Origin of the sequence: Bacillus sp. RC252 (assembly GCF_044909215.1) — a bacterium.
GTDB classification, from domain to species: domain Bacteria; phylum Bacillota; class Bacilli; order Bacillales; family Bacillaceae_G; genus Bacillus_A; species Bacillus_A mycoides.
Window position 1 is genome coordinate 1 of the sequence record NZ_JBIYDV010000006.1, and the last position, 18,573, is coordinate 18,573.

Below are 18,573 nucleotides of genomic sequence, written 5' to 3' on the forward strand. Positions count from 1 at the left end.
ATTCAAGAAAAATTAAACCACCTATCCCCTAAAGAATTTAGGGAACAGATGGTTTAGGTGTTTTGATATGTGTCCCGTTTTCGGGGTTCACTTCATTTCCTCGGTGTTTTTTTCTTAGCCAATAGCGTGTAATACGAACATGGCTAAGAATAAGCATGTAATAATATACATGGACGGTGCGACTTCTTTACGCTTTCCAAGTGCAACTTTCAAGATAGGATAAGCAATAAATCCGAACGCAATGCCATCAGCGATACTATATGTGAGCGGGATCATAACGATAATTAAAAACGCTGGAAATCCTTCTGAAAAGTCGTTCAGAGGAATTTGTTGAATGCTTGTAATCATCAGACCGCCAATAATAATTAAGATTGGTGCAATGGCGCTGTCAGGAATTATTTTGACAAACGGAAGCGCAAACAGTGATGCGAAGAATAACAACCCTGTAACGATAGACGTCAGACCTGTCTTTCCGCCTGCAGTAATACCTGCGGCACTCTCTACTGTTGAAACGGTAGGGCTTGTGCCAAATAGACCACATGTCATTGCTGAAATTGCATTTGCTTGGTAAGCACGTGGGAATTTACGATCATCTTCTAATAAACCATGTAAAAGTCCCATGTTCTCAAAAATAAGCACCATGCTTAAGGAGAATGTTGCAATCCAAAATGGCAAGGAAGAAAGTTTCCCAAATGACATAGCTCCAAACACATCGCCATAATTAGCGAATGAAAACGAACTATTTCCCATTTGACTCGTATCAACAAGACCAAACAGCCATGCAATACCAGTTCCAATTGCAATCGTCCATAAAAAGCTTCCACGTACGTTACGCGCAAATAGTACAAGTGCGACAATAAGAGTAAGTAGTGTGGCAAGAACGACAGGACTACTTAATTTTCCCATTGCAACAGCAGTATTAGGATGCGAAACGACTAAACCACCTTTTTGCAAGCCGATGAAAGCTAAAAACAACCCGATACCGACAGTGATCGCTTCCTTTAATGACTTTGGAATCGATACCGAAAGCACGCGAGCAATCGGTGTAAAAGCAGCAATTGCAAAAATAATACCGGCGATAAAAACAGCTGCCAATGCTTCTTGCCAAGTTAAACCGAGCGTATGCACAGCAGTGTACGTGAAGAATGCATTTACACCCATACCAGGGACAAGAATAGCAGGTGCATTTGCCCAAAATGCCATGAGTAGACATCCGACAAATGAACTAAAAACAGTTGCCAAAATTCCTGCCTCAAGAGGAATGCCGGCATCTGATAAGATTGACGCATTTACAATCATAATATAAACAATTGTGAAAAATGACGTGACTCCAGCTAAAACTTCTTGTTTTGGTGATGTTTGGTGTAAGTCTAATTTAAATGTTCTTTCAAGTATTCCTTTCATGTTAAACCTTCTTTTTCATATCCCTCTCCCACCCGTGATATCTCTTATGTAAGAGCTCACCGTCCTTTATTATATCAGAACATCATGTTTTTACAACAACGAAAATGATAACGGTTACTTATAAATGAGTTTATTTATAAATACGTAAAAATTGCCCGGATAGATGAAATGATTTCTAGTTCTCCTGATTGAATGGGCGGAGCTGCTTGCGCATGCAAAGTAGCATATGATGCGATCTCCCGTGGTAATTGGGCAGATTCTTCAACGAGTGAGAGGGGAACAGGATTAATATTTAAATTATAGGTACTCGCAATTGTACGAGCTTTGTCTACTGCTTGTTGCAGAGCTTGAATGAGAGCTTGCTCATAATATTTATTTGGATGAGATATTCGAAAACGTAATCCTTTTGCTACGTTTGCCCCATTTGTAACGGCTATATCATATACTTCCCCTGCTTTTTGCACATTTAAAACGGTAATTTCATACAAATGCTCCACACGGTAGCCTTGTAGTAATGCTTTATCATTTACATATTCGTATTGAGGAGTAATTGTATAAGAAATGGTTTCTATATCTTTATCGGCAATACCTAGCTGTTTGAGTGCATCAAGCAATTGTTTCGATTGCACTGCATTTTCTTCTTGCGCCTGTTTTACATTTTTACTATCTGTTCGAATGCCCAGTGTTAATATGACAACATTTGGTTTTGCCTTTATAATGCCTTCTCCTTGTACAGTAATAGTAGCTTCTTTACCAGTATTTGTCGTACGGATATTATGTAAATACGGATTCATTCCACTTTGCATTTATGCTCACCATCCTTTTTTATATGTATATGTGTGAACAAAAAAGAAAATCTTATGAAAAAAGTTACATAAATGAGAATGTTGAGGGAAGAAAGCATATACAATATAGGTATTTATAGATTATAATATGTGTAAATATGATAAAAAAGGGACGAGGCTAGTGAACGAAAATAGAGAAACACTGATTTTAGATTTATCTGCATCATTTCGAAAGATGATACGTTTATTACAAAATGATATTAATACACGTTTTTCAGAGCATATGCCATATAATGAATTCTCTGTATTACGTGCGTTATTTTTAAAAAGTCCACAGATGGCTTCGCAAATTGCGAGTGAAGTAAACGTAACCTCCAGTCATATTACAGCTGTAACAGATCGTCTCGTGCGAAAAGGGTTTGTTGAAAGAAAACGTTCAAATTCGGACCGTCGTATCGTATACTTAGAAATTACTGAAAACGGACGAGAAGTAACTGAAAAGCTTGAAGCTGTGCGTAAAGAATATTATAAAGAGAAATTTAAAGGTTGGAGCGACCAAGAGATAGAAATGGTTTTAGAACTATTTGGCCGCGTATTATAATAAATGAGGATAGGAAGCGAGAGCTTTCCTATCCTTTTTCTTTTGAATAAAAATATTTTGAAACTCCGATACTTTAATTAAACAGATCGGAGGAAAGATTATGAAATATATTGCTGCACTTACCATTTTACTTGGAAGTTTTTTCTGCTTTCATACATTCATGTACGCTGATACCCCTATCCAAGTGGTGCAAAAAGAAGTGAAGTACATTGAAAACGATAATACTGTCCTGTATTCGAAATTATGGGTTCGTTCTATGCAAAACGCAGTATTATTTCATCATAGCGATAATGTTCGTAATCAGGACACTTTGCGTAATGTAACAAGTTCATCGCTCGTTAAAGCGAAGCAATTACCATTTAAGAAAGCATCAATGTACATTCCAAGATTATCGCAATACGTATCAAAAGCAGGGAAAGAAAATATTCAAGTGCACTACATTGCGGTGCACTATAATGTAAAAAAAGAAAATGCGTATCAATTAAATGGTATGAACTATTTTCTGCAAGTATTTGTGAAAGAGCGCGGGGAATGGAAAATTGCTGAAAGTGTAGTCGCACCGACAGAGCAAATTGTACAAAATGGTGATGGGTTTGGGATGAAAGAAGAGAGGGGGTATGGAGATAGGAGAGAGAATGTGAAATAACCTCCTTTTGAAGGAGGTTATTTATTAAAAAATTACATTTTGTTATTTTAATCCCCAAGAAATCTTTTTCTTTAATAAGCGTGATAACACGATATAGCAAATTAGACCAATTACAACGAACCCAATATAATACCCAATAATGGATTGTATACCTCCTATTATGCGACCTCCAAATAGGGCGAAACAAGATGCAGTACATGCTATAAAAGGCTTGTAGAGCTTTGAGAATAAAAGCAACTTACCGTTTTGTTCATTAGGCGATTGTGTATATAAATAGGTACCTAAAGGTAATAAGATAAGTATATACACAATTGGAGTTAATAATTTCCAAGCAGAAGGTATTTTCGAAAAATTAGGTTCGTTTATGCGTTTTCCGTTTTTATCTGTATAAGCTGATTGTGGATCGTAATCAAATCTAATCTCTAAGTCCTCAATAGGTGAAAGTATACTTATATGTGATGAAATTGATACGTATTGATTTTCAATTTTATAAGTTTTCTCATGAGTTTCGTACAAGTGAACTGAAATAAAACCAGCCAAAAGTAAGGCCAATCCGTATGGTAAAATAAGCATAATACCAGTGAATATACTTTGAGAAAGTATATTAGCAGTTATTGTTCCCATGAATAATGTCAAAGTATAAATAGCAATTAATACAATGACTGTATAAAGAAAATAGGAATGAAATGGTGAGAATAACTGGTATTTATTATGAAAGGTCGTCTTTTTTAAAATTGCGAAAAGTCCCCAATTTATTGCATAGACAGCAATAATATTGAATACCCCTAATAACCATTTTGTAAGATATATATATCTTCGTTTAAAAGGCATTGACCATAAAGCATCCATGGTTTGGTTATGGCGCTCCCAACCAATTTGAACACATGCTAATGCAATAATTACAATTCCCTGTATAAATAAATGGTCTTCAGGACTAAGGAAATATTGATAATGATAATTAACTTTTTTCGTGATAGTTTGTGAAAAATGAAAGGATTTTGCAGCATCTAAATAATATTTATAAGATAGTGTATAGAAGCTAGTAATCCAAAAAAGCCAAATGAAATATTTTCCCTGTTTATAGCTTTGTAACCATAATGCTTTTTGAAACATAGGATCTCTCCTTTATAAAACTTTATAATTTGTAAGGCGTGATAGTGCAAAATAGCTGAGGGTTCCAAATAAAATTAGCCCAAAATAATAGCTAAATATCAAATCAAAATAGTGTAACATGCTCCCACCGATTAAAGCAAAATAGAAAGTTGTCCCGACAATCCATAGTTTTTGTTTCTTTTGAAATGAAAATACTTTCTTATTATTTTCATTAGGTGAATGCTTATATAAAATAACCCCCAGTAATAAGAAACATATTGTATATAGAATGGGTACTAGTAATATTTTAGGAGAACTATAGTCATAGAATACAGGTCCTTCCTTTTTAGTTGGTTGGTTCCTCATATCATAATTATATCGAATATGAAAATTTTTTATGGGAGCAAGAATTTCGGTTTGCTGGTTTAAATGATAGATTGCTTCATATTTATTTGAAGAATGTTCTGTATCCATATTTAAATGTGCATTATAAAAAGAGAAGAGCAAAGAAAAAATTCCAAACCCTTTAATTAAATATAGAACACAGAAGGTACCTTGAGAAATGATACTTCCTGTAAAAGTTCCGATACACAAAGCTGTAGTATAGAGAGCGATATAAGTAATTATTGCATAGGAAAAATATCTATGGAAAAAGTTGAATGATTGAAATTCAAAGTGAATTGTCGTTCTATATACAAGGTACATTAGAGCCCAGCATAGTAAAAGACATGTAACAATGTGAATAATGCCAAATAACCATTTTGAAAAAAAGATGGTGCTACGTTTAAAAGGCATTACCATTAAAGAATCACTCAACTTCAAATTGCTACGTTCCCATCCAATCATTAAGCAAGCTAGTGCAATGATAGAGAGAATAATGATGGAATTGTAATCTGAGAAGTAATAGTCGTAATAAAACTCTCCTGTTGGGTTATATTTATAGAAAAAATCCATCTGGGTTTGGGATGCCTTATAGTATTTATAAGGGAAAACATACATAGATACTAAAAACATTATTAGTACAGCATATTTCCCGCGCTTCCAATTCCACATCCACAACGCCTTATGAAACATACCCATCCTCCTCAAGTGTCGTAACGAAGACATCTTCAAGTGACATTGTTAATTCTTCAATGAGTATTGGTTGCTCTTTATAAAACTTTTCAAGCGTTGTAGCAACATTTCCTTCGATTAAAATCGTATATACTTTTCCTGTTTGGTTTAATATTTTAATATTGCTTAAGTTTTCTAGTTTTTGAGGTAGTGATCGTTCGTAAGCAACTTGGACTTTAGCAAATTGTGATTTTGCATCATCTAGTGATGTAATAGAATCTACTGTATGTCCTTTTAAAATAATGATTGTATCGGCAATTTTTTCAACTTCATCTAAATGGTGAGTGGAGATGAAAATTGTAATTTCTTTTTCTGCTACTTCTTCAACGAGAAATTGTAGAATCTGTCTTTTAACGATAGGATCAAGTCCGTTTGTCGGTTCATCTAAAATGACATATTCTGCTTTTGCAGCGAAAGCTAAAATGATCGCAAGCAGTGCTTTCATTCCTTTTGAGTAACTACGAATGCGTTTGTTTGGTAAATTAAAACGTTCTAATATTTCATAAAAATATTGTTCATCAAATGCTGTATAAACTGCTTTATAAAACTTTACGATTTCTTTTACAGTATATCCGTTCAGTGTGTTGGTAGAATCTGGAACGTATACAACTTTTTGTTTAATTTCAGGATGCTTATGAACATCTGTATCCTCATATGTAACAGTTCCTTCATCGGGGTCTAAAATGCCGACCATCGTTCGTAATAAAGTTGTTTTCCCCGCACCGTTTCTTCCGAGTAATCCGACGATACTACCCTTTTGTAATGTGAAAGAAACATCGTCTAAAATCGTTTGGTTATCAATTGTTTTCTTCAAGTTTGTCACTTTCAACATCTGTATTTCCTCCAATCTCTTTATAGTATGAATCTATCCAATCGTGAATTTTATCTTTCGTAATCCCAAGATAAGAGGCTTCTAGTAATAATTGATGAAATTGCTTTTCAACCATAGCGATTTTCCTTTCGTCTAATGTTGGGGTAATCGATTGGGCTACAAATGTTCCTTTTCCTCGTAATGTTTCAATAATCCCTTGTCGCTCTAATTCTTGATAGGCTTTACTTACTGTATTTGGATTTATAACGAGCAAAGAAGCAAGCTCACGTACAGAAGGAAGCTTATCACTTGGAGCTAACATATTTTTTAGTACGAGCTCTTTTATATTTTGAACAATTTGTTCCCATATCGGAGTGTTGCTTCTTGGATCAAGTTGAATATGCAAGAGCAATGTCTCCTTCCTGATGAGTATTAAGTGTACTACTACGTGTAATACACTTAATACAATATAGGCAATGAATTTATTTGTCAACTGAAAATAATAGAAAAATATGGTATTAAAAATGTATAAATTGGAAAAAATAAGTTTGATATAGAATGGAGGGTTAGTCATGAAGCGAGTTTTTGGAATACTTGTTTGTTTCATGTTATTGCTTTCTGGTACTTCAGTTAGTTTCGCACAATCTGAGAAAACGAAGCAGGAAAAAACAGAAGAAACCACGCCGAAGTTAGCGGAACAAGCGTCGTCAGCGATCGTAATTGAACAAGATACAGGTAAAGTTTTGTTTGATAAAAATCCGAATGAAAAGTTACCACCTGCTAGTATGACAAAGATTATGACAATGCTATTAATTATGGAACAAGTTGAAAAAGGAAAACTAAAACTAAACGATAAAGTTAGAGCGAGTGAACACGCAGCTTCAATGGGCGGATCACAAATTTTTCTAGAACCTGGGGAAGAGATGACTGTAAATGAAATGTTAAAGGGCATTGCAATTGCATCTGGAAATGATGCATCTGTTGCAGTAGCTGAGCATATCGCTGGTTCAGAAGAAGGTTTCGTAAATATGATGAACAAAAAAGCGAAAGATCTAGGATTGAAAAATACACATTTTCAAAATCCGACAGGTCTCCCGGCGAAAGATCATTATTCTACAGCGAATGATATGGCTATTATGGCGAAAGAGTTGATGAAGTATCCACTTATTCGAAAATACACAGGTAAATATGAAGACTATTTACGTGAAAATACGGATAAGAAGTTTTGGCTTGTTAATACGAATAAGCTAGTACGTTTTTATCCTGGAGTAGATGGAGTGAAAACAGGCTTTACGACAGAAGCGAAATATTGTTTAACGGCATCGGCTGAGAAAAATGGTATGCGTGTTATTTCAGTTGTAATGGGAGCACCTACATCAAAAGAGCGGAACAATCAAGTAACGAAGCTTCTTGATTATGCATTTGGACAATACATGACAAAGAAATTATATACACGTGGTGAGAAAATTAAGACTGTACAAGTAGGAAAAGGTAAGGAAGAAAAAGTAGATTTAGTTGCGTCAGACAATGTGTCTCTTCTTATGAAGAAGGGCGAAAATATGGACAAAGTTAAACAAGAAGTGATTGCTGAAAAGAAAGTGAAGGCACCGATTAAAAAAGGTGATGCACTTGGCACACTTGTTATTAAAAGAGATAAAGATGTTTTATTAAAACAAACAATTGTAGCGAAAGAAGATGTTGAGGCAGCGAGCTGGTGGGAGTTATTTAAAAGAAGTTTTGGGATGTTTTCAACATCAAAATAGCGGCGGGAATTTTGATGTTTTTCTGTTCGTATTTACTGAAATAATTGCTGAAAGGTTTCACTTTATGACGAAATAGTTCTTCTTTTGTCAGTAGGAAGGATTCTGATTTTATATCACGAAAATCTTATGTTAATGAGTAAAGTTTGAGCATAAGGAGGAAATCGTGTGAGTCTTTCCATGCATTTAGAAGTAAAACGTGACGTCTTATGTGTGAGGCTAGAGGGCGAGTTAGATCATCATACTGCTGAAGAGTTGCGAACGAAAGTTACAGATATGATTGAGACACATGGTGTTCATCATATTGTTTTGAGCCTAGAGAACTTAACGTTTATGGATAGTTCTGGTTTAGGCGTTATATTAGGCCGATATAAACATGTAAAGGGATTAGGTGGAGAGATGGTTGTCTGTGCAATTTCACCGCCCGTTAAACGTTTATTTGAAATGTCAGGTCTATTCAAAATTGTTCGTTTAGAAGAAAGTGAAGCGCATGCGCTCGCGACGTTGGGGGTGGCGTAGATGAGAAATGAAATGAACCTTCAATTTTCAGCGTTAAGTCAGAATGAATCATTCGCTCGTGTTACGGTAGCTGCTTTTATTGCGCAATTAGACCCGACGATGGAAGAACTAACAGAGATTAAAACAGTTGTGTCAGAAGCGGTTACAAATGCAATTATTCATGGGTATGAAGGAAATGCAGAAGGTGTTGTTTATATTTCAGTGATTTTGGAAGAAGCGATGGTGAAACTCACGATTCGAGATGAAGGGATTGGTATCTTTAACTTAGATGAAGCAAGACAACCCCTTTTTACAACTAAACCTGAATTAGAGCGTTCCGGAATGGGATTTACTATCATGGAAAATTTTATGGATGAAGTAGAAGTTATTTCAAACGAATCTTTCGGGACAACAATCCATTTGACAAAATACTTATCAAATAGTAACGCTCTATGCAATTAAGGAGAATAGCCAATGGACATAGAGGTCAGAAATGAGAAGAAGAAACCTCAGTTAAAGGACCACGAGCTAAAAGCGTTAATTCAAAAAAGTCAAGATGGAGATCAACAAGCGAGAGATACAATCGTTCAAAGTAATATGCGTCTCGTATGGTCGGTTGTACAGCGATTTCTTAATCGAGGATACGAACCAGACGATTTATTTCAAATTGGATGTATTGGGCTCTTAAAATCGGTAGATAAATTTGATTTATCTTTCGACGTGAAATTTTCAACATATGCAGTTCCAATGATTATCGGTGAAATACAACGATTTTTACGTGACGATGGATCAGTGAAAGTAAGTAGATCTTTAAAAGAAACAGGAAACAAAGTCCGAAAGATGAGAGACGAGCTTTCGAAAGAATTTGGAAGGGCTCCAACGATTAATGAGGTAGCACAGGCTCTTGAACTAACGCCGGAAGAAGTTGTTCTGGCGCAAGAAGCGAGTCGTGCTCCTTCGTCGATACATGAAACTGTGTATGAAAACGATGGAGATCCAATTACTATTTTAGATCAAATTGCAGATCAATCGGAAACGAAATGGTTTGATAAAATTGCTTTAAAAGAAGCAATTAGAGAATTGGATGAACGAGAAAGGCTAATTGTGTATTTGCGCTATTATAAAGACCAAACCCAATCAGAAGTAGCGGAGCGCATAGGCATTTCGCAAGTACAAGTTTCAAGACTTGAAAAGAAAATATTAAAACAGATGAAAGATCGAATAGATGAATAGCTATCTATTCGATTTTTTTTATTGTCACGAAAAGGAGAAGATTCCAACTACCGCTTAAATTTACAGAATTTATTGATAATTTAGTTAATTTAAACTATAATCCAAGTATGAACTTGTCACAAAGGGGGAAGGAAACATGGAAACGAGGCAACAATGGGGAACGAGGGCTGGATTTATTTTTGCAGCAATCGGTTCCGCTGTTGGACTAGGGAATATATGGCGTTTTCCTTATACAGCGTATGAAAACGGGGGAGGCGCATTCTTTTTACCGTACTTATTTGCATTATTAACGACTGGTATTTCATTGTTAGCTTTCGAGTTTACTCTTGGGCATCGTCATCGTGGTTCGGCGCCACTTACATTCTTCCGTATTCATCGACGTGCTGAATTTATTGGATGGTGGCAAATGTGTGTGACATTTATTGTTTCAACATATTACGCTGTAATCATTGCTTGGTCTATTTCATATACGTACTTTGCAATTACTGGAGCATGGGGGAAAGACACGCAATCATTTTTATTTAAAGAATATTTACATGTTGCAGATAAGCCAGGACAATTCGGGGGGCTCGTACCAGAAGTATTAATTCCGTTAGCTCTCGTTTGGATTATTGTGCTTGGTGTTGCGTTTAAAGGAGTTAAAAAAGGAATCGAAGTTGTTAACCGCATTTTTATTCCTTTACTAGTTGTTATGTTCCTTATTATCGTTGTTCGTGCAGTGACGATGGAAGGTGCGATGCAGGGGCTAGATGCATTCTTTAAACCAGATTGGAGTCGTATTTTTGATGGGAAAGTATGGCTTGCTGCTTACGGTCAAATTTTCTTTAGTTTATCTTTAGCATTCGGAATTATGATTACGTATTCTAGTTATTTACCGAAAAACTCAGATACAACAAATAATGCTTTTATTACAGGATTTGCAAATTCAGGATTTGAATTATTGGCAGGTATTGGTGTCTTTGCAGCTCTTGGATTTATGGCGAATAACATGGGGGTACCGGTTGATAAAGTAGCTAGTGCTGGTGTAGGACTTGCATTTGTAGTATTCCCGCAAATTATTAATGAGTTACCGATGTCGCCGTTATTTGGTGTATTATTCTTCTTATCTCTAACTGTTGCTGGAATTACATCACTCATTTCACTTGCAGAAGTATGCTTTGCCGCTGTATCTGAAAAATTCAGCTTGAGTCGTCAAAAGACGATTGGAATTATGGGAACGCTATTAGTATTAGTTTCTCTTGTTTTTGCAACACGTGGTGGACTTATGTTCCTAGATGTTGTTGATTACTTCGCTAACAATTTTGGATTGATTACAATTGCACTCGTTGAAGTAGTTACAATAGGACTAATCTTGCGCCGTTTACCAGTTTATCAAAATCATGCAAACTTTGTATCTGATATAAAGTTAGGAACGTTTTGGAGAGTGAGTTTACTCGTTATTACTCCACTTATGTTAGGGTATATGTTAATTGATGGTACAATCCAAAACATTAAAAAGAACTACGGAGGTTATCCAACAGAGTTTGTTGTAACGTATGGCTGGTCGATAGCGGCAGCGTTTCTTATAGTTGCACTAGTCATTAGTCTGAAGAAATGGAATGCACAAATACATTCAGACTCTGTCCAGCTTGAAAAAGAATGGAAGGACCGAGGTGTTTCATGATGAGTGGATCAGCGATTATGATGATGGTTATAGGTATGGTAGTCATTTGGGGAGGACTTGCATTAAGTATTGCAAATTTATTTAAGAAAAAGGCATAAGCTAAAAACATCTGTACCGAAATGGTACAGATGTTTTTTTTATGAAAAAATTGTATTAGAAAAAATTCCAATAACCATACTACAACTACGAGGAAGAGTGAAGGGGTGAATGAAAATTGGAACAAACGATTTATATTAAAATGCGCAATCGCTTAAAAGTGTCTCCTACGTATGAAGTAAAGCTGAGCGATGTTGCTCAACTTGCCGGAGATTCTTTTGTAGTTGAGTTGTTACAAAATGAAATAGTCTACAAAATAACAGCGCATGATAAAACACATGTTGTAATTGATGTTATGAAAGTGATTGAGATTATTCAACAAAAAGCGGCTCACATACAAATTAATTTACTTGGTTCTGGACAAACTCTTGTTGAAATTATATATGAAAAAAAGAAAGTGCATCCGGTTTTCTTCGGACTTGTATGGTTGTTACTTTTCATTGGAGCGGCCCTTGCGATCATTTATTTCCATGAAGATGTAAGTATGCAACAAGTACACCAACGGTTATATTACATGATTACTGGAGAATTTAAGGCGCAACCACTTTTATTTCAAATTCCTTATTCATTAGGTCTTGGATTAGGTATGGTCTTATTTTTTAATCATGTATTTCAAAAGAGAATTAATGAAGAGCCGAGCCCGTTAGAAGTTGAGATGTTTCAATATCAGCAGTCGCTTGATCAATATGTAATTGTTCATGAAAACAAGGATAATATGAAACAGATTGCTGATGATTGAGTGTGCATTTGTTGTATTAATTGGCTTAGCTGGAGGGATTGCAGTAGGTAGCGGATATGTCGCGTTTTTAGCTGTACTTGGTATAATCCCTCGTTTAGCTCAATTAACGAGAAGTGGAAAGCATATTCAATACTTTGAGTGGGCGGTCATTGCAGGTACTTTAACAGGGGCTTGGTGTAGTTTGAAAAATATTACATTTCAAACGTCACAATATTGGCTTGTTATATTAGGGATATTTTGTGGCACATTCATTGGAATGCTCGCTGCGGCGTTAACGGAAGTGTTAAACGTTTTACCTATTTTAGCGAAACGAGTAAGGGTAGAGGAGAAAATTATTGTTTTACTCGTTGCTCTTGTACTTGGGAAAGTAATAGGCTCGTTGTTTCACTGGATTTATTTCGTAAAGTAGGAGGCAATATATATGGCAGGGCGAAAATTGAAGGATGATTACATAAATAAAGTGAAGGAGTACCATCCAAAACCGAACTATTTCATAAATTGTGTGAAGGCATTTCTTGTTGGTGGACTCATTTGTACAGTCGGAGAAATATTGATGAAATTTTATATACATTATTTTCACTTTAGTGAACAAGAGGCAGGAAATCCGACAGTTGCAACGCTTGTTTTATTGTCGGCGATTTTAACAGGGTGTGGTGTATATGATAAAATCGGGCAGTTTTCTGGAGCGGGATCAGCAGTACCAGTTACTGGATTTGCGAATTCTATGGCGAGTGCCGCACTAGAGCATAGGAGTGAAGGGATTGTTCTAGGAATCGCTACTAACATGTTTAAGCTTGCAGGAAGTGTCATTGTATTTGGAGTCGTCGGTGCATACATTATCGGGTTAATAAGATATACATTTCAAATTTTAATGTCTTAAAGGAGGGGTGGGTATGAGATTGACAGGAAAACAAACGTGGGTATTTCAAAATGATATCTTCGTGAATGCAACTGGTACTGCTGTCGGTCCGAAAGAAGCTGAAGGCCCTCTTGGAAAGGATTTTGATATTTCATATTCTGACTTACATTGCGGAGAGGAAAACTGGGAACTTGCTGAACGAAGGTTAATGTCAGACTCAATTCAACAAGCGATGCAAAAAGGGAATATAAAAAAATCGCAAATTGATTTCTTTTTAGCGGGAGATTTATTAAACCAAACAGTGACAGCAAATTATGTTGCTCGTGAGTATGGTATTCCTTTTTTAGGGATGTTCAGCGCTTGTGCGACGTCAATGGAAACGTTGGCGATTGGATCAGCTTTTATAGATGGTGGATTTGCGAATCGTATTTTAGCTACAGTAAGTAGTCATAATGCGACGGCTGAAAGACAATTTCGTTCCCCAACAGAATACGGAGGACAAAAGCCAGGGACAGCAAACTCAACTGTTACCGGAGCAGGGTCAATATTAATTAGCAATGAGGAGAGTGCAATTAAAATAACAGCAGCAACAATTGGTAAAGTGCAAGATTTAGGAATTGCTAATCCTTTAGATATGGGATCAGCGATGGCACCAGCTGCTGCTCATACAATTCAACAACATTTTGAAGATTTGAGAAGAAGTGCAGCTGATTATGATCTTATTGTTACTGGTGATTTATCGGCTGTTGGGACACCAATTGCGAAACAACTTTTACTTGAGGAAGGGTATGATTTGGGGAATGTATACAATGATTGTGGATTAATGATTTACAATTCAAATCAAGAAGAAGTGTTTGCAGGGGGCAGTGGTTGTGCTTGTTCAGCTGTTGTAACATACGGCCATTTATTGCGTGAAATGCAAAAAGGGAATTTACAAAGAATTTTTGTCGTTGCAACTGGAGCTCTATTAAGCCCCATGATGATGCAACAGAAGGAAACGATTCCAACGATTGCGCATGGTGTTGTGTTTGAAAGCGTTAAAGGAGAGTGAATTGTGGATTTTATATATGCATTTCTTGTAGGAGGAGCTATTTGTGTAATTGGACAAGTGTTGCTAGATTTCGCAAAGTTAACACCGGCACATTTAATGGCAACTTTTGTAGTCGCCGGAGCTATTTTAGACGGATTCGGATTGTACGATAAGCTTATAAAATTTGCAGGTGCTGGGGCAACAGTCCCTATTACAAGTTTTGGACACTCACTATTGCACGGGGCAATGCATGCGGCAGAAAAACATGGATATTTAGGAATTGGAATCGGTATGTTTAGCTTAACGTCTGCGGGGATTTCAGCAGCGATATTATTTTCATTTTTTGTTGCACTTATATGTAAACCGAAAGGATAAATCAAATGAGACGAAGGGTTGTTTTGGTCACAGATGGAGATGAATATGCAAAGCGGACAATTGAGCTGTTAACAAAGGAATTTGGGGGAAGGTGTATTTCAGCATCGCAAAGTAATCCGACCAAATTGACAGGGAAGAAAGTTGTTGAGCTTATTATGCAAACGCCATATGACCCTGTATTTGTCATGTTTGATGACAGCGGATTTATAGGAGAAGGATCTGGTGAAAAGGCGTTAAAGTATGTCGCAACACATAAACAAGTCGATGTACTGGGTATTTTAGCAGTAGCATCTAATACACATCATTGGGAATGGGCACGTGTAGATGTAAGTGTAGATCGGAATGGGAATTTGACAGAATATGGCGTTGATAAATTTGGACTCCCAGATGGTGAAATTGGCAGGATTAGTGGGGATACGATTTATTGTTTAGATGGTCTGAATGTTCCTGTCATAGTGGGGGTAGGTGATATTGGCAAGATGTGCGGAAATGATGAATGGGAGAGAGGATCACCTATTACTAGAAAAGCGATTCAATTAATTTTGGAAAGGAGTGGGTTTTATGACGAAGCCTAAAAAAGTGAATATCCCGATTTCATCTTTTTTAAGTGATAATGAAAATTATTTAAAGCAAACAGTCGGACTCGGTGTTACATACGATGTTGGTATTCGTAAATTTCAAATTTTAAATAAAGAAATTGGTGTGTTATTTGTAAATGGACTTTGTGATACGAATTATATTATCCCTATTTTAGAAGAAGCGGTGGATACAAATGAAATAAGGGATGTAGAAGAAGATACAGTGAAGCTTTTAGAGAATCGTTTAATTCATCAACAAGTAAGTAAAGTGAAAACGATGGATGAGGTAATGCTCCAAGTATTATCAGGACTCATTATTATATTTGTGGAAGGCGAAACGGAAGCGTTTGCAATAGATGTTCGTAGTTATCCGGGCAGGACACCGACAGAACCAGATACAGAAAAGGTAGTGCGCGGTGCAAGGGATGGTTTTGTTGAAAATATCGTTGTAAATACAGCATTAATTCGTAGAAGGATACGCGATCCACGTCTTCGAAATGAAATGATTCGAGTCGGGGATAGATCGCAAACGGATATTTGTATTACATACGTTCAAGATGTTGCAAATCCAGATTTAGTAAAGATTATAAAACAAGAATTAAATAACATTGATGTAGACGGGATTACGATGGCGGATAAAACAGTAGAAGAATTTGTAGTAAAACAAGGTTATAATCCATTCCCGCTTATTCGATACACAGAAAGACCAGATGTAGCAGCAAATCATCTATTAGAAGGACATGTGTTAGTACTTGTTGACACATCACCAAGTGTTATGATCACTCCAACAACATATTTCCACCATTTACAGCATGCAGAAGAGTTTAGACAAAATCCAGCTGTAGGTACATTTTTACGTTGGGTACGTTTTTTAGGTGTTATATTTTCGCTGTTCTTACTGCCATTTTGGTTAGTTTTTGTTTTTAATCCAACTCTTTTACCAGATAGTCTTGCTTTCATTGGACCAAACAAAATGACGCACTTACCAATTTTATTACAAATTTTGATGGCGGAAGTCGGACTCGAATTTTTAAGAATGGCTGCCATCCATACACCGACATCATTGTCGTCTGCAGCAGGATTAATTTCTGCCATATTAATTGGTCAAATTGCAATTGATGTAGGTTTATTTGTACCAGAAGTTATTTTGTATGTAGCGGTTTCTATGATTGGATCATTTGCAACGCCGAGTTATGAACTTGGACTTGGAAATAAGGTCGGAAAATTGTTTGTCATTATTTTAACAGGCATATTTCATGAAATGGGATTTGTCATTGGAATGACGATGTTGATTCTGTTTTTAACATCTATAAGAAGTTTGCAAACACCGTATTTATGGCCGTTTTTACCGTTTGATTGGGGCGCGTTAACGAAAATTTTACTTCGTCCAACTATGTCTAGTTTAAAGGTTCGTCCAAGTATTGTAAGACCTCAAAATGTGCGAAGACAAAAATAAGCGGGATTATGCTCCGCTTATTTTTTATTGAAAATTTATTGTTTTTTTAACAAAAATCAAACATTTTTTTTGTACAATTAGAGTAGATATTGTGTATGGAAGGGGAAGAGGACATGATTAAACTATTTGTAAGTGATTTAGATGATACACTCGTTTACAATATGAATGATATGCAAAAGGAAGATGAACGAGCGCTTTGTTGGCTAGCTGAAAACGGGACAAATATTTGTTTTGCCTCTGGCCGTTTTACTCACCGAATTGATGAGGCGGTAAAAAGGTTTTCGTTCCCGTATTACACAACTAGTTTAAATGGAGCGACAATGATACTACCGGATGGAAAAGTATTTCATGAATCGAGTTTTGAAGATGGGGTTGCCCAGGAAATATATCGATATATACATAAAAAGGGACTAGCAGATATTGTTTGTGCAAATGAGCAGCGATATACAAAAAGGAAGAATGAACATCACCATACTTTTGAAGAGTATATGGGAGTGCATATTGCTGAAATCGAAGAGTTAGAAGAGGAATTTGGGAAGACTGTACACCCTGCGAAATTATTTGTTTTTGGCGAAGAAGAAAAAATTGTAGCATTAGATCAAGAGTTGAGAGATACATTTCATAGCGAAGCGGAAGTCTTTATATCGGGTAAGCGATATGTTGACATTATGCCAAGAGGTGTAAGTAAAGGAAGCGCTCTGAAGCGATTAATGGAACATTTACAAATTGAAGCAAATGAAGTTGCATGTATTGGAGATTCTTTCAATGATATTTCTATGTTTGAAGTAACCCCGCACTCCTTCACCCTCCATCATGCTCATCCGTATGTGAAGGAGAAAGCAAATCATGTTGTCCGTTCGGTTGAAGAAGCTATTATGAAATTACCGTTACTTGTATAAAAAAGAAGCTCGTCACTGGCGAGCTTCTTTTTTACTTGAATAAAGATTTAACGAAATCAATGATACTAGAGAAGAAATCTTTTACTTTATCTAGGAAACTTTGCCCTTCTTCAGATCCTAAGAAGGCAGACACATGGTCTTTTGCTTTCTCTAATTGGCTACCAACTTGGTTCCAATCGATATTAAGATTTTTCATTTTATCAAATAACGATACTAAGTTATCCAACTGTTCATCTGTTAATGTAATGCCAAGTTGATCAGCAATTTTTTTAATTAATGTACGTAAATCTTCAGTTGTTTTTGGCTGTTCTTTTGCAATTTCTTCTTTAATTTTTGCAACAAGTTGAACTGCTTTTTCTTCGCCGATTTTATCACCAAGCTGGGCTGTTTGTACCATTTCTTCATTGGCTACTTTTTTTACTTCTTCAGGAATGGCTTTGTTTGATGTTGTTTCATAGGCCTTCATTAAACCTGTTAAAGCAGCAGTTCCTGAAACTTTAAATGGTGCAGTAATTTGAATCTCTGCATCTTTCACACCTGCTGTAATAAGTGCATTTGTGTACATTGCATCTGTTATCGAATTAATGTTTTTTGAGCGTACAATGAGACCTGACCCTGGTTTTGTGTATGTAATCATAGAAGAGGAAATAGCTCTCGTACCAATTTGCGCTTTTGGAACGATGCCCTCTAGAAATTTATGTTCTTCCGCATTAGATACAGTAATAATTTGTGCATCTTTTGGTGCTTTCATTTCTTTCAAAAGATCTTGTTTCTGTTGTTCAGATAAGTTTTCTCCTAGTGTAACAATTGATTCTCCCTCAATGATGTCTGCAAATGAAGCTGTTGGCATAATAAATACGGCTACAGCTAATAGCAGAGCTAGTAATTTCGTTTTCACGAAAAATCGCTCCCTTTCTCTTTCTTAAATTTTCGGG

At 36.1% G+C, this 18,573-nt stretch carries 23 protein-coding genes; 16 read left to right on the forward strand and 7 right to left on the reverse strand.

The window, feature by feature from the left end:
- Window positions 1-114: 114 nt before the first annotated feature.
- Together ABH960_RS09850 and ABH960_RS09855 are read right to left on the reverse strand one after the other, a co-directional pair.
- On the reverse strand, window positions 115-1,404 hold the full coding sequence (locus tag ABH960_RS09850; protein ID WP_002033892.1) for an NCS2 family permease: 1,290 nt from the start codon (window positions 1,402-1,404) through the stop codon (window positions 115-117).
- 134 nt (window positions 1,405-1,538) lie between these two features.
- Window positions 1,539-2,210 carry an SIMPL domain-containing protein gene (locus tag ABH960_RS09855; RefSeq protein ID WP_002138209.1) on the reverse strand — a complete coding sequence of 224 codons (672 nt, stop codon included), beginning with the start codon at window positions 2,208-2,210 and terminating at the stop codon, window positions 1,539-1,541.
- Between the two features lie 160 nt (window positions 2,211-2,370).
- Between ABH960_RS09855 and ABH960_RS09860 the strand changes: the two genes are divergently transcribed.
- Together ABH960_RS09860 and ABH960_RS09865 are read left to right on the forward strand one after the other, a co-directional pair.
- Complete coding sequence (locus tag ABH960_RS09860; protein ID WP_002088468.1) at window positions 2,371-2,790, forward strand: MarR family winged helix-turn-helix transcriptional regulator; 420 nt, start codon at window positions 2,371-2,373, stop codon at window positions 2,788-2,790.
- A 100-nt stretch (window positions 2,791-2,890) separates the two neighbouring features.
- The gene (locus ABH960_RS09865) at window positions 2,891-3,436 is read left to right on the forward strand and encodes a hypothetical protein (protein ID WP_113937134.1); all 546 of its coding nucleotides are present in this window, start codon (window positions 2,891-2,893) and stop codon (window positions 3,434-3,436) included.
- A gap of 42 nt (window positions 3,437-3,478) precedes the next feature.
- Here the strand turns inward: ABH960_RS09865 and ABH960_RS09870 are convergent, their stop codons facing one another.
- Genes ABH960_RS09870 through ABH960_RS09885 form a run of 4 tightly spaced genes read right to left on the reverse strand, consistent with a single transcriptional unit; the run spans window position 3,479 to window position 6,858 of the window.
- Entirely contained in the window at window positions 3,479-4,549 is a 1,071-nt protein-coding gene (locus ABH960_RS09870) for an ABC transporter permease subunit (RefSeq protein ID WP_078180690.1), read from the reverse strand.
- Between the two features lie 12 nt (window positions 4,550-4,561).
- Entirely contained in the window at window positions 4,562-5,602 is a 1,041-nt protein-coding gene (locus tag ABH960_RS09875; RefSeq protein WP_404444782.1) for an ABC transporter permease, read from the reverse strand.
- Complete coding sequence (locus tag ABH960_RS09880; RefSeq protein ID WP_404444785.1) at window positions 5,592-6,473, reverse strand: ABC transporter ATP-binding protein; 882 nt, start codon at window positions 6,471-6,473, stop codon at window positions 5,592-5,594. The genes ABH960_RS09875 and ABH960_RS09880 overlap by 11 nt, the downstream gene beginning before the upstream one ends.
- The gene (locus ABH960_RS09885) at window positions 6,439-6,858 is read right to left on the reverse strand and encodes a GntR family transcriptional regulator (RefSeq protein WP_002033900.1); all 420 of its coding nucleotides are present in this window, start codon (window positions 6,856-6,858) and stop codon (window positions 6,439-6,441) included. Before ABH960_RS09885 ends, ABH960_RS09880 begins: the two co-directional genes overlap by 35 nt.
- Before the next feature lie 166 nt (window positions 6,859-7,024).
- Here ABH960_RS09885 and dacF point away from each other — a divergent pair, with 166 nt between their 5' ends.
- The 14 genes from dacF (at window position 7,025) to ABH960_RS09955 (ending at window position 17,638) form a co-directional block, all read left to right on the forward strand.
- Complete coding sequence (gene dacF / locus ABH960_RS09890; RefSeq protein WP_002088461.1) at window positions 7,025-8,215, forward strand: serine-type D-Ala-D-Ala carboxypeptidase DacF; 1,191 nt, start codon at window positions 7,025-7,027, stop codon at window positions 8,213-8,215.
- Window positions 8,216-8,380: 165 nt separating this feature from the next.
- Window positions 8,381-8,731, forward strand: coding sequence for an anti-sigma F factor antagonist (gene spoIIAA / locus ABH960_RS09895; RefSeq protein ID WP_002088460.1), 351 nt, complete (start codon window positions 8,381-8,383; stop codon window positions 8,729-8,731).
- Window positions 8,732-9,172 carry an anti-sigma F factor gene (gene spoIIAB / locus ABH960_RS09900; RefSeq protein ID WP_001243400.1) on the forward strand — a complete coding sequence of 147 codons (441 nt, stop codon included), beginning with the start codon at window positions 8,732-8,734 and terminating at the stop codon, window positions 9,170-9,172. It begins immediately after the preceding gene.
- A gap of 12 nt (window positions 9,173-9,184) precedes the next feature.
- The gene (gene sigF / locus ABH960_RS09905; protein ID WP_002014922.1) at window positions 9,185-9,943 is read left to right on the forward strand and encodes an RNA polymerase sporulation sigma factor SigF; all 759 of its coding nucleotides are present in this window, start codon (window positions 9,185-9,187) and stop codon (window positions 9,941-9,943) included.
- A gap of 136 nt (window positions 9,944-10,079) precedes the next feature.
- Window positions 10,080-11,606 carry a sodium-dependent transporter gene (locus ABH960_RS09910; RefSeq protein WP_404444791.1) on the forward strand — a complete coding sequence of 509 codons (1,527 nt, stop codon included), beginning with the start codon at window positions 10,080-10,082 and terminating at the stop codon, window positions 11,604-11,606.
- Window positions 11,603-11,704 (forward strand): methionine/alanine import family NSS transporter small subunit, encoded by a 102-nt coding sequence (locus ABH960_RS09915; protein ID WP_002094424.1) that lies wholly within the window; start codon window positions 11,603-11,605, stop codon window positions 11,702-11,704. The genes ABH960_RS09910 and ABH960_RS09915 overlap by 4 nt, the downstream gene beginning before the upstream one ends.
- A 116-nt stretch (window positions 11,705-11,820) precedes the next feature.
- The gene (locus ABH960_RS09920) at window positions 11,821-12,441 is read left to right on the forward strand and encodes a stage V sporulation protein AA (RefSeq protein WP_002067040.1); all 621 of its coding nucleotides are present in this window, start codon (window positions 11,821-11,823) and stop codon (window positions 12,439-12,441) included.
- Complete coding sequence (spoVAB, locus tag ABH960_RS09925; protein WP_016092269.1) at window positions 12,434-12,850, forward strand: stage V sporulation protein SpoVAB; 417 nt, start codon at window positions 12,434-12,436, stop codon at window positions 12,848-12,850. The genes ABH960_RS09920 and spoVAB overlap by 8 nt, the downstream gene beginning before the upstream one ends.
- A gap of 12 nt (window positions 12,851-12,862) precedes the next feature.
- Window positions 12,863-13,321: a stage V sporulation protein AC gene (gene spoVAC, locus ABH960_RS09930; RefSeq protein WP_002088449.1), complete on the forward strand. Its 459-nt coding sequence runs from the start codon at window positions 12,863-12,865 to the stop codon at window positions 13,319-13,321.
- A 13-nt stretch (window positions 13,322-13,334) separates the two neighbouring features.
- The gene (gene spoVAD / locus ABH960_RS09935; RefSeq protein ID WP_002088448.1) at window positions 13,335-14,351 is read left to right on the forward strand and encodes a stage V sporulation protein AD; all 1,017 of its coding nucleotides are present in this window, start codon (window positions 13,335-13,337) and stop codon (window positions 14,349-14,351) included.
- Window positions 14,352-14,354: 3 nt separating this feature from the next.
- Entirely contained in the window at window positions 14,355-14,705 is a 351-nt protein-coding gene (gene spoVAE, locus ABH960_RS09940) for a stage V sporulation protein AE (protein WP_002014916.1), read from the forward strand.
- A gap of 5 nt (window positions 14,706-14,710) precedes the next feature.
- Complete coding sequence (gene spoVAEA, locus ABH960_RS09945) at window positions 14,711-15,280, forward strand: stage V sporulation protein SpoVABEA (RefSeq protein ID WP_002088445.1); 570 nt, start codon at window positions 14,711-14,713, stop codon at window positions 15,278-15,280.
- Window positions 15,267-16,739, forward strand: a complete 1,473-nt coding sequence (gene spoVAF / locus ABH960_RS09950; protein WP_264539105.1) for a spore germination protein SpoVAF — start codon at window positions 15,267-15,269, stop codon at window positions 16,737-16,739. Before spoVAEA ends, spoVAF begins: the two co-directional genes overlap by 14 nt.
- Before the next feature lie 95 nt (window positions 16,740-16,834).
- On the forward strand, window positions 16,835-17,638 hold the full coding sequence (locus ABH960_RS09955; RefSeq protein ID WP_002067045.1) for a Cof-type HAD-IIB family hydrolase: 804 nt from the start codon (window positions 16,835-16,837) through the stop codon (window positions 17,636-17,638).
- Between the two features lie 31 nt (window positions 17,639-17,669).
- On the opposite strand, the gene ABH960_RS09960 is transcribed toward ABH960_RS09955, so the two are convergent.
- Window positions 17,670-18,536: a DUF1002 domain-containing protein gene (locus ABH960_RS09960; protein ID WP_242247007.1), complete on the reverse strand. Its 867-nt coding sequence runs from the start codon at window positions 18,534-18,536 to the stop codon at window positions 17,670-17,672.
- Window positions 18,537-18,573 lie beyond the last annotated feature (37 nt).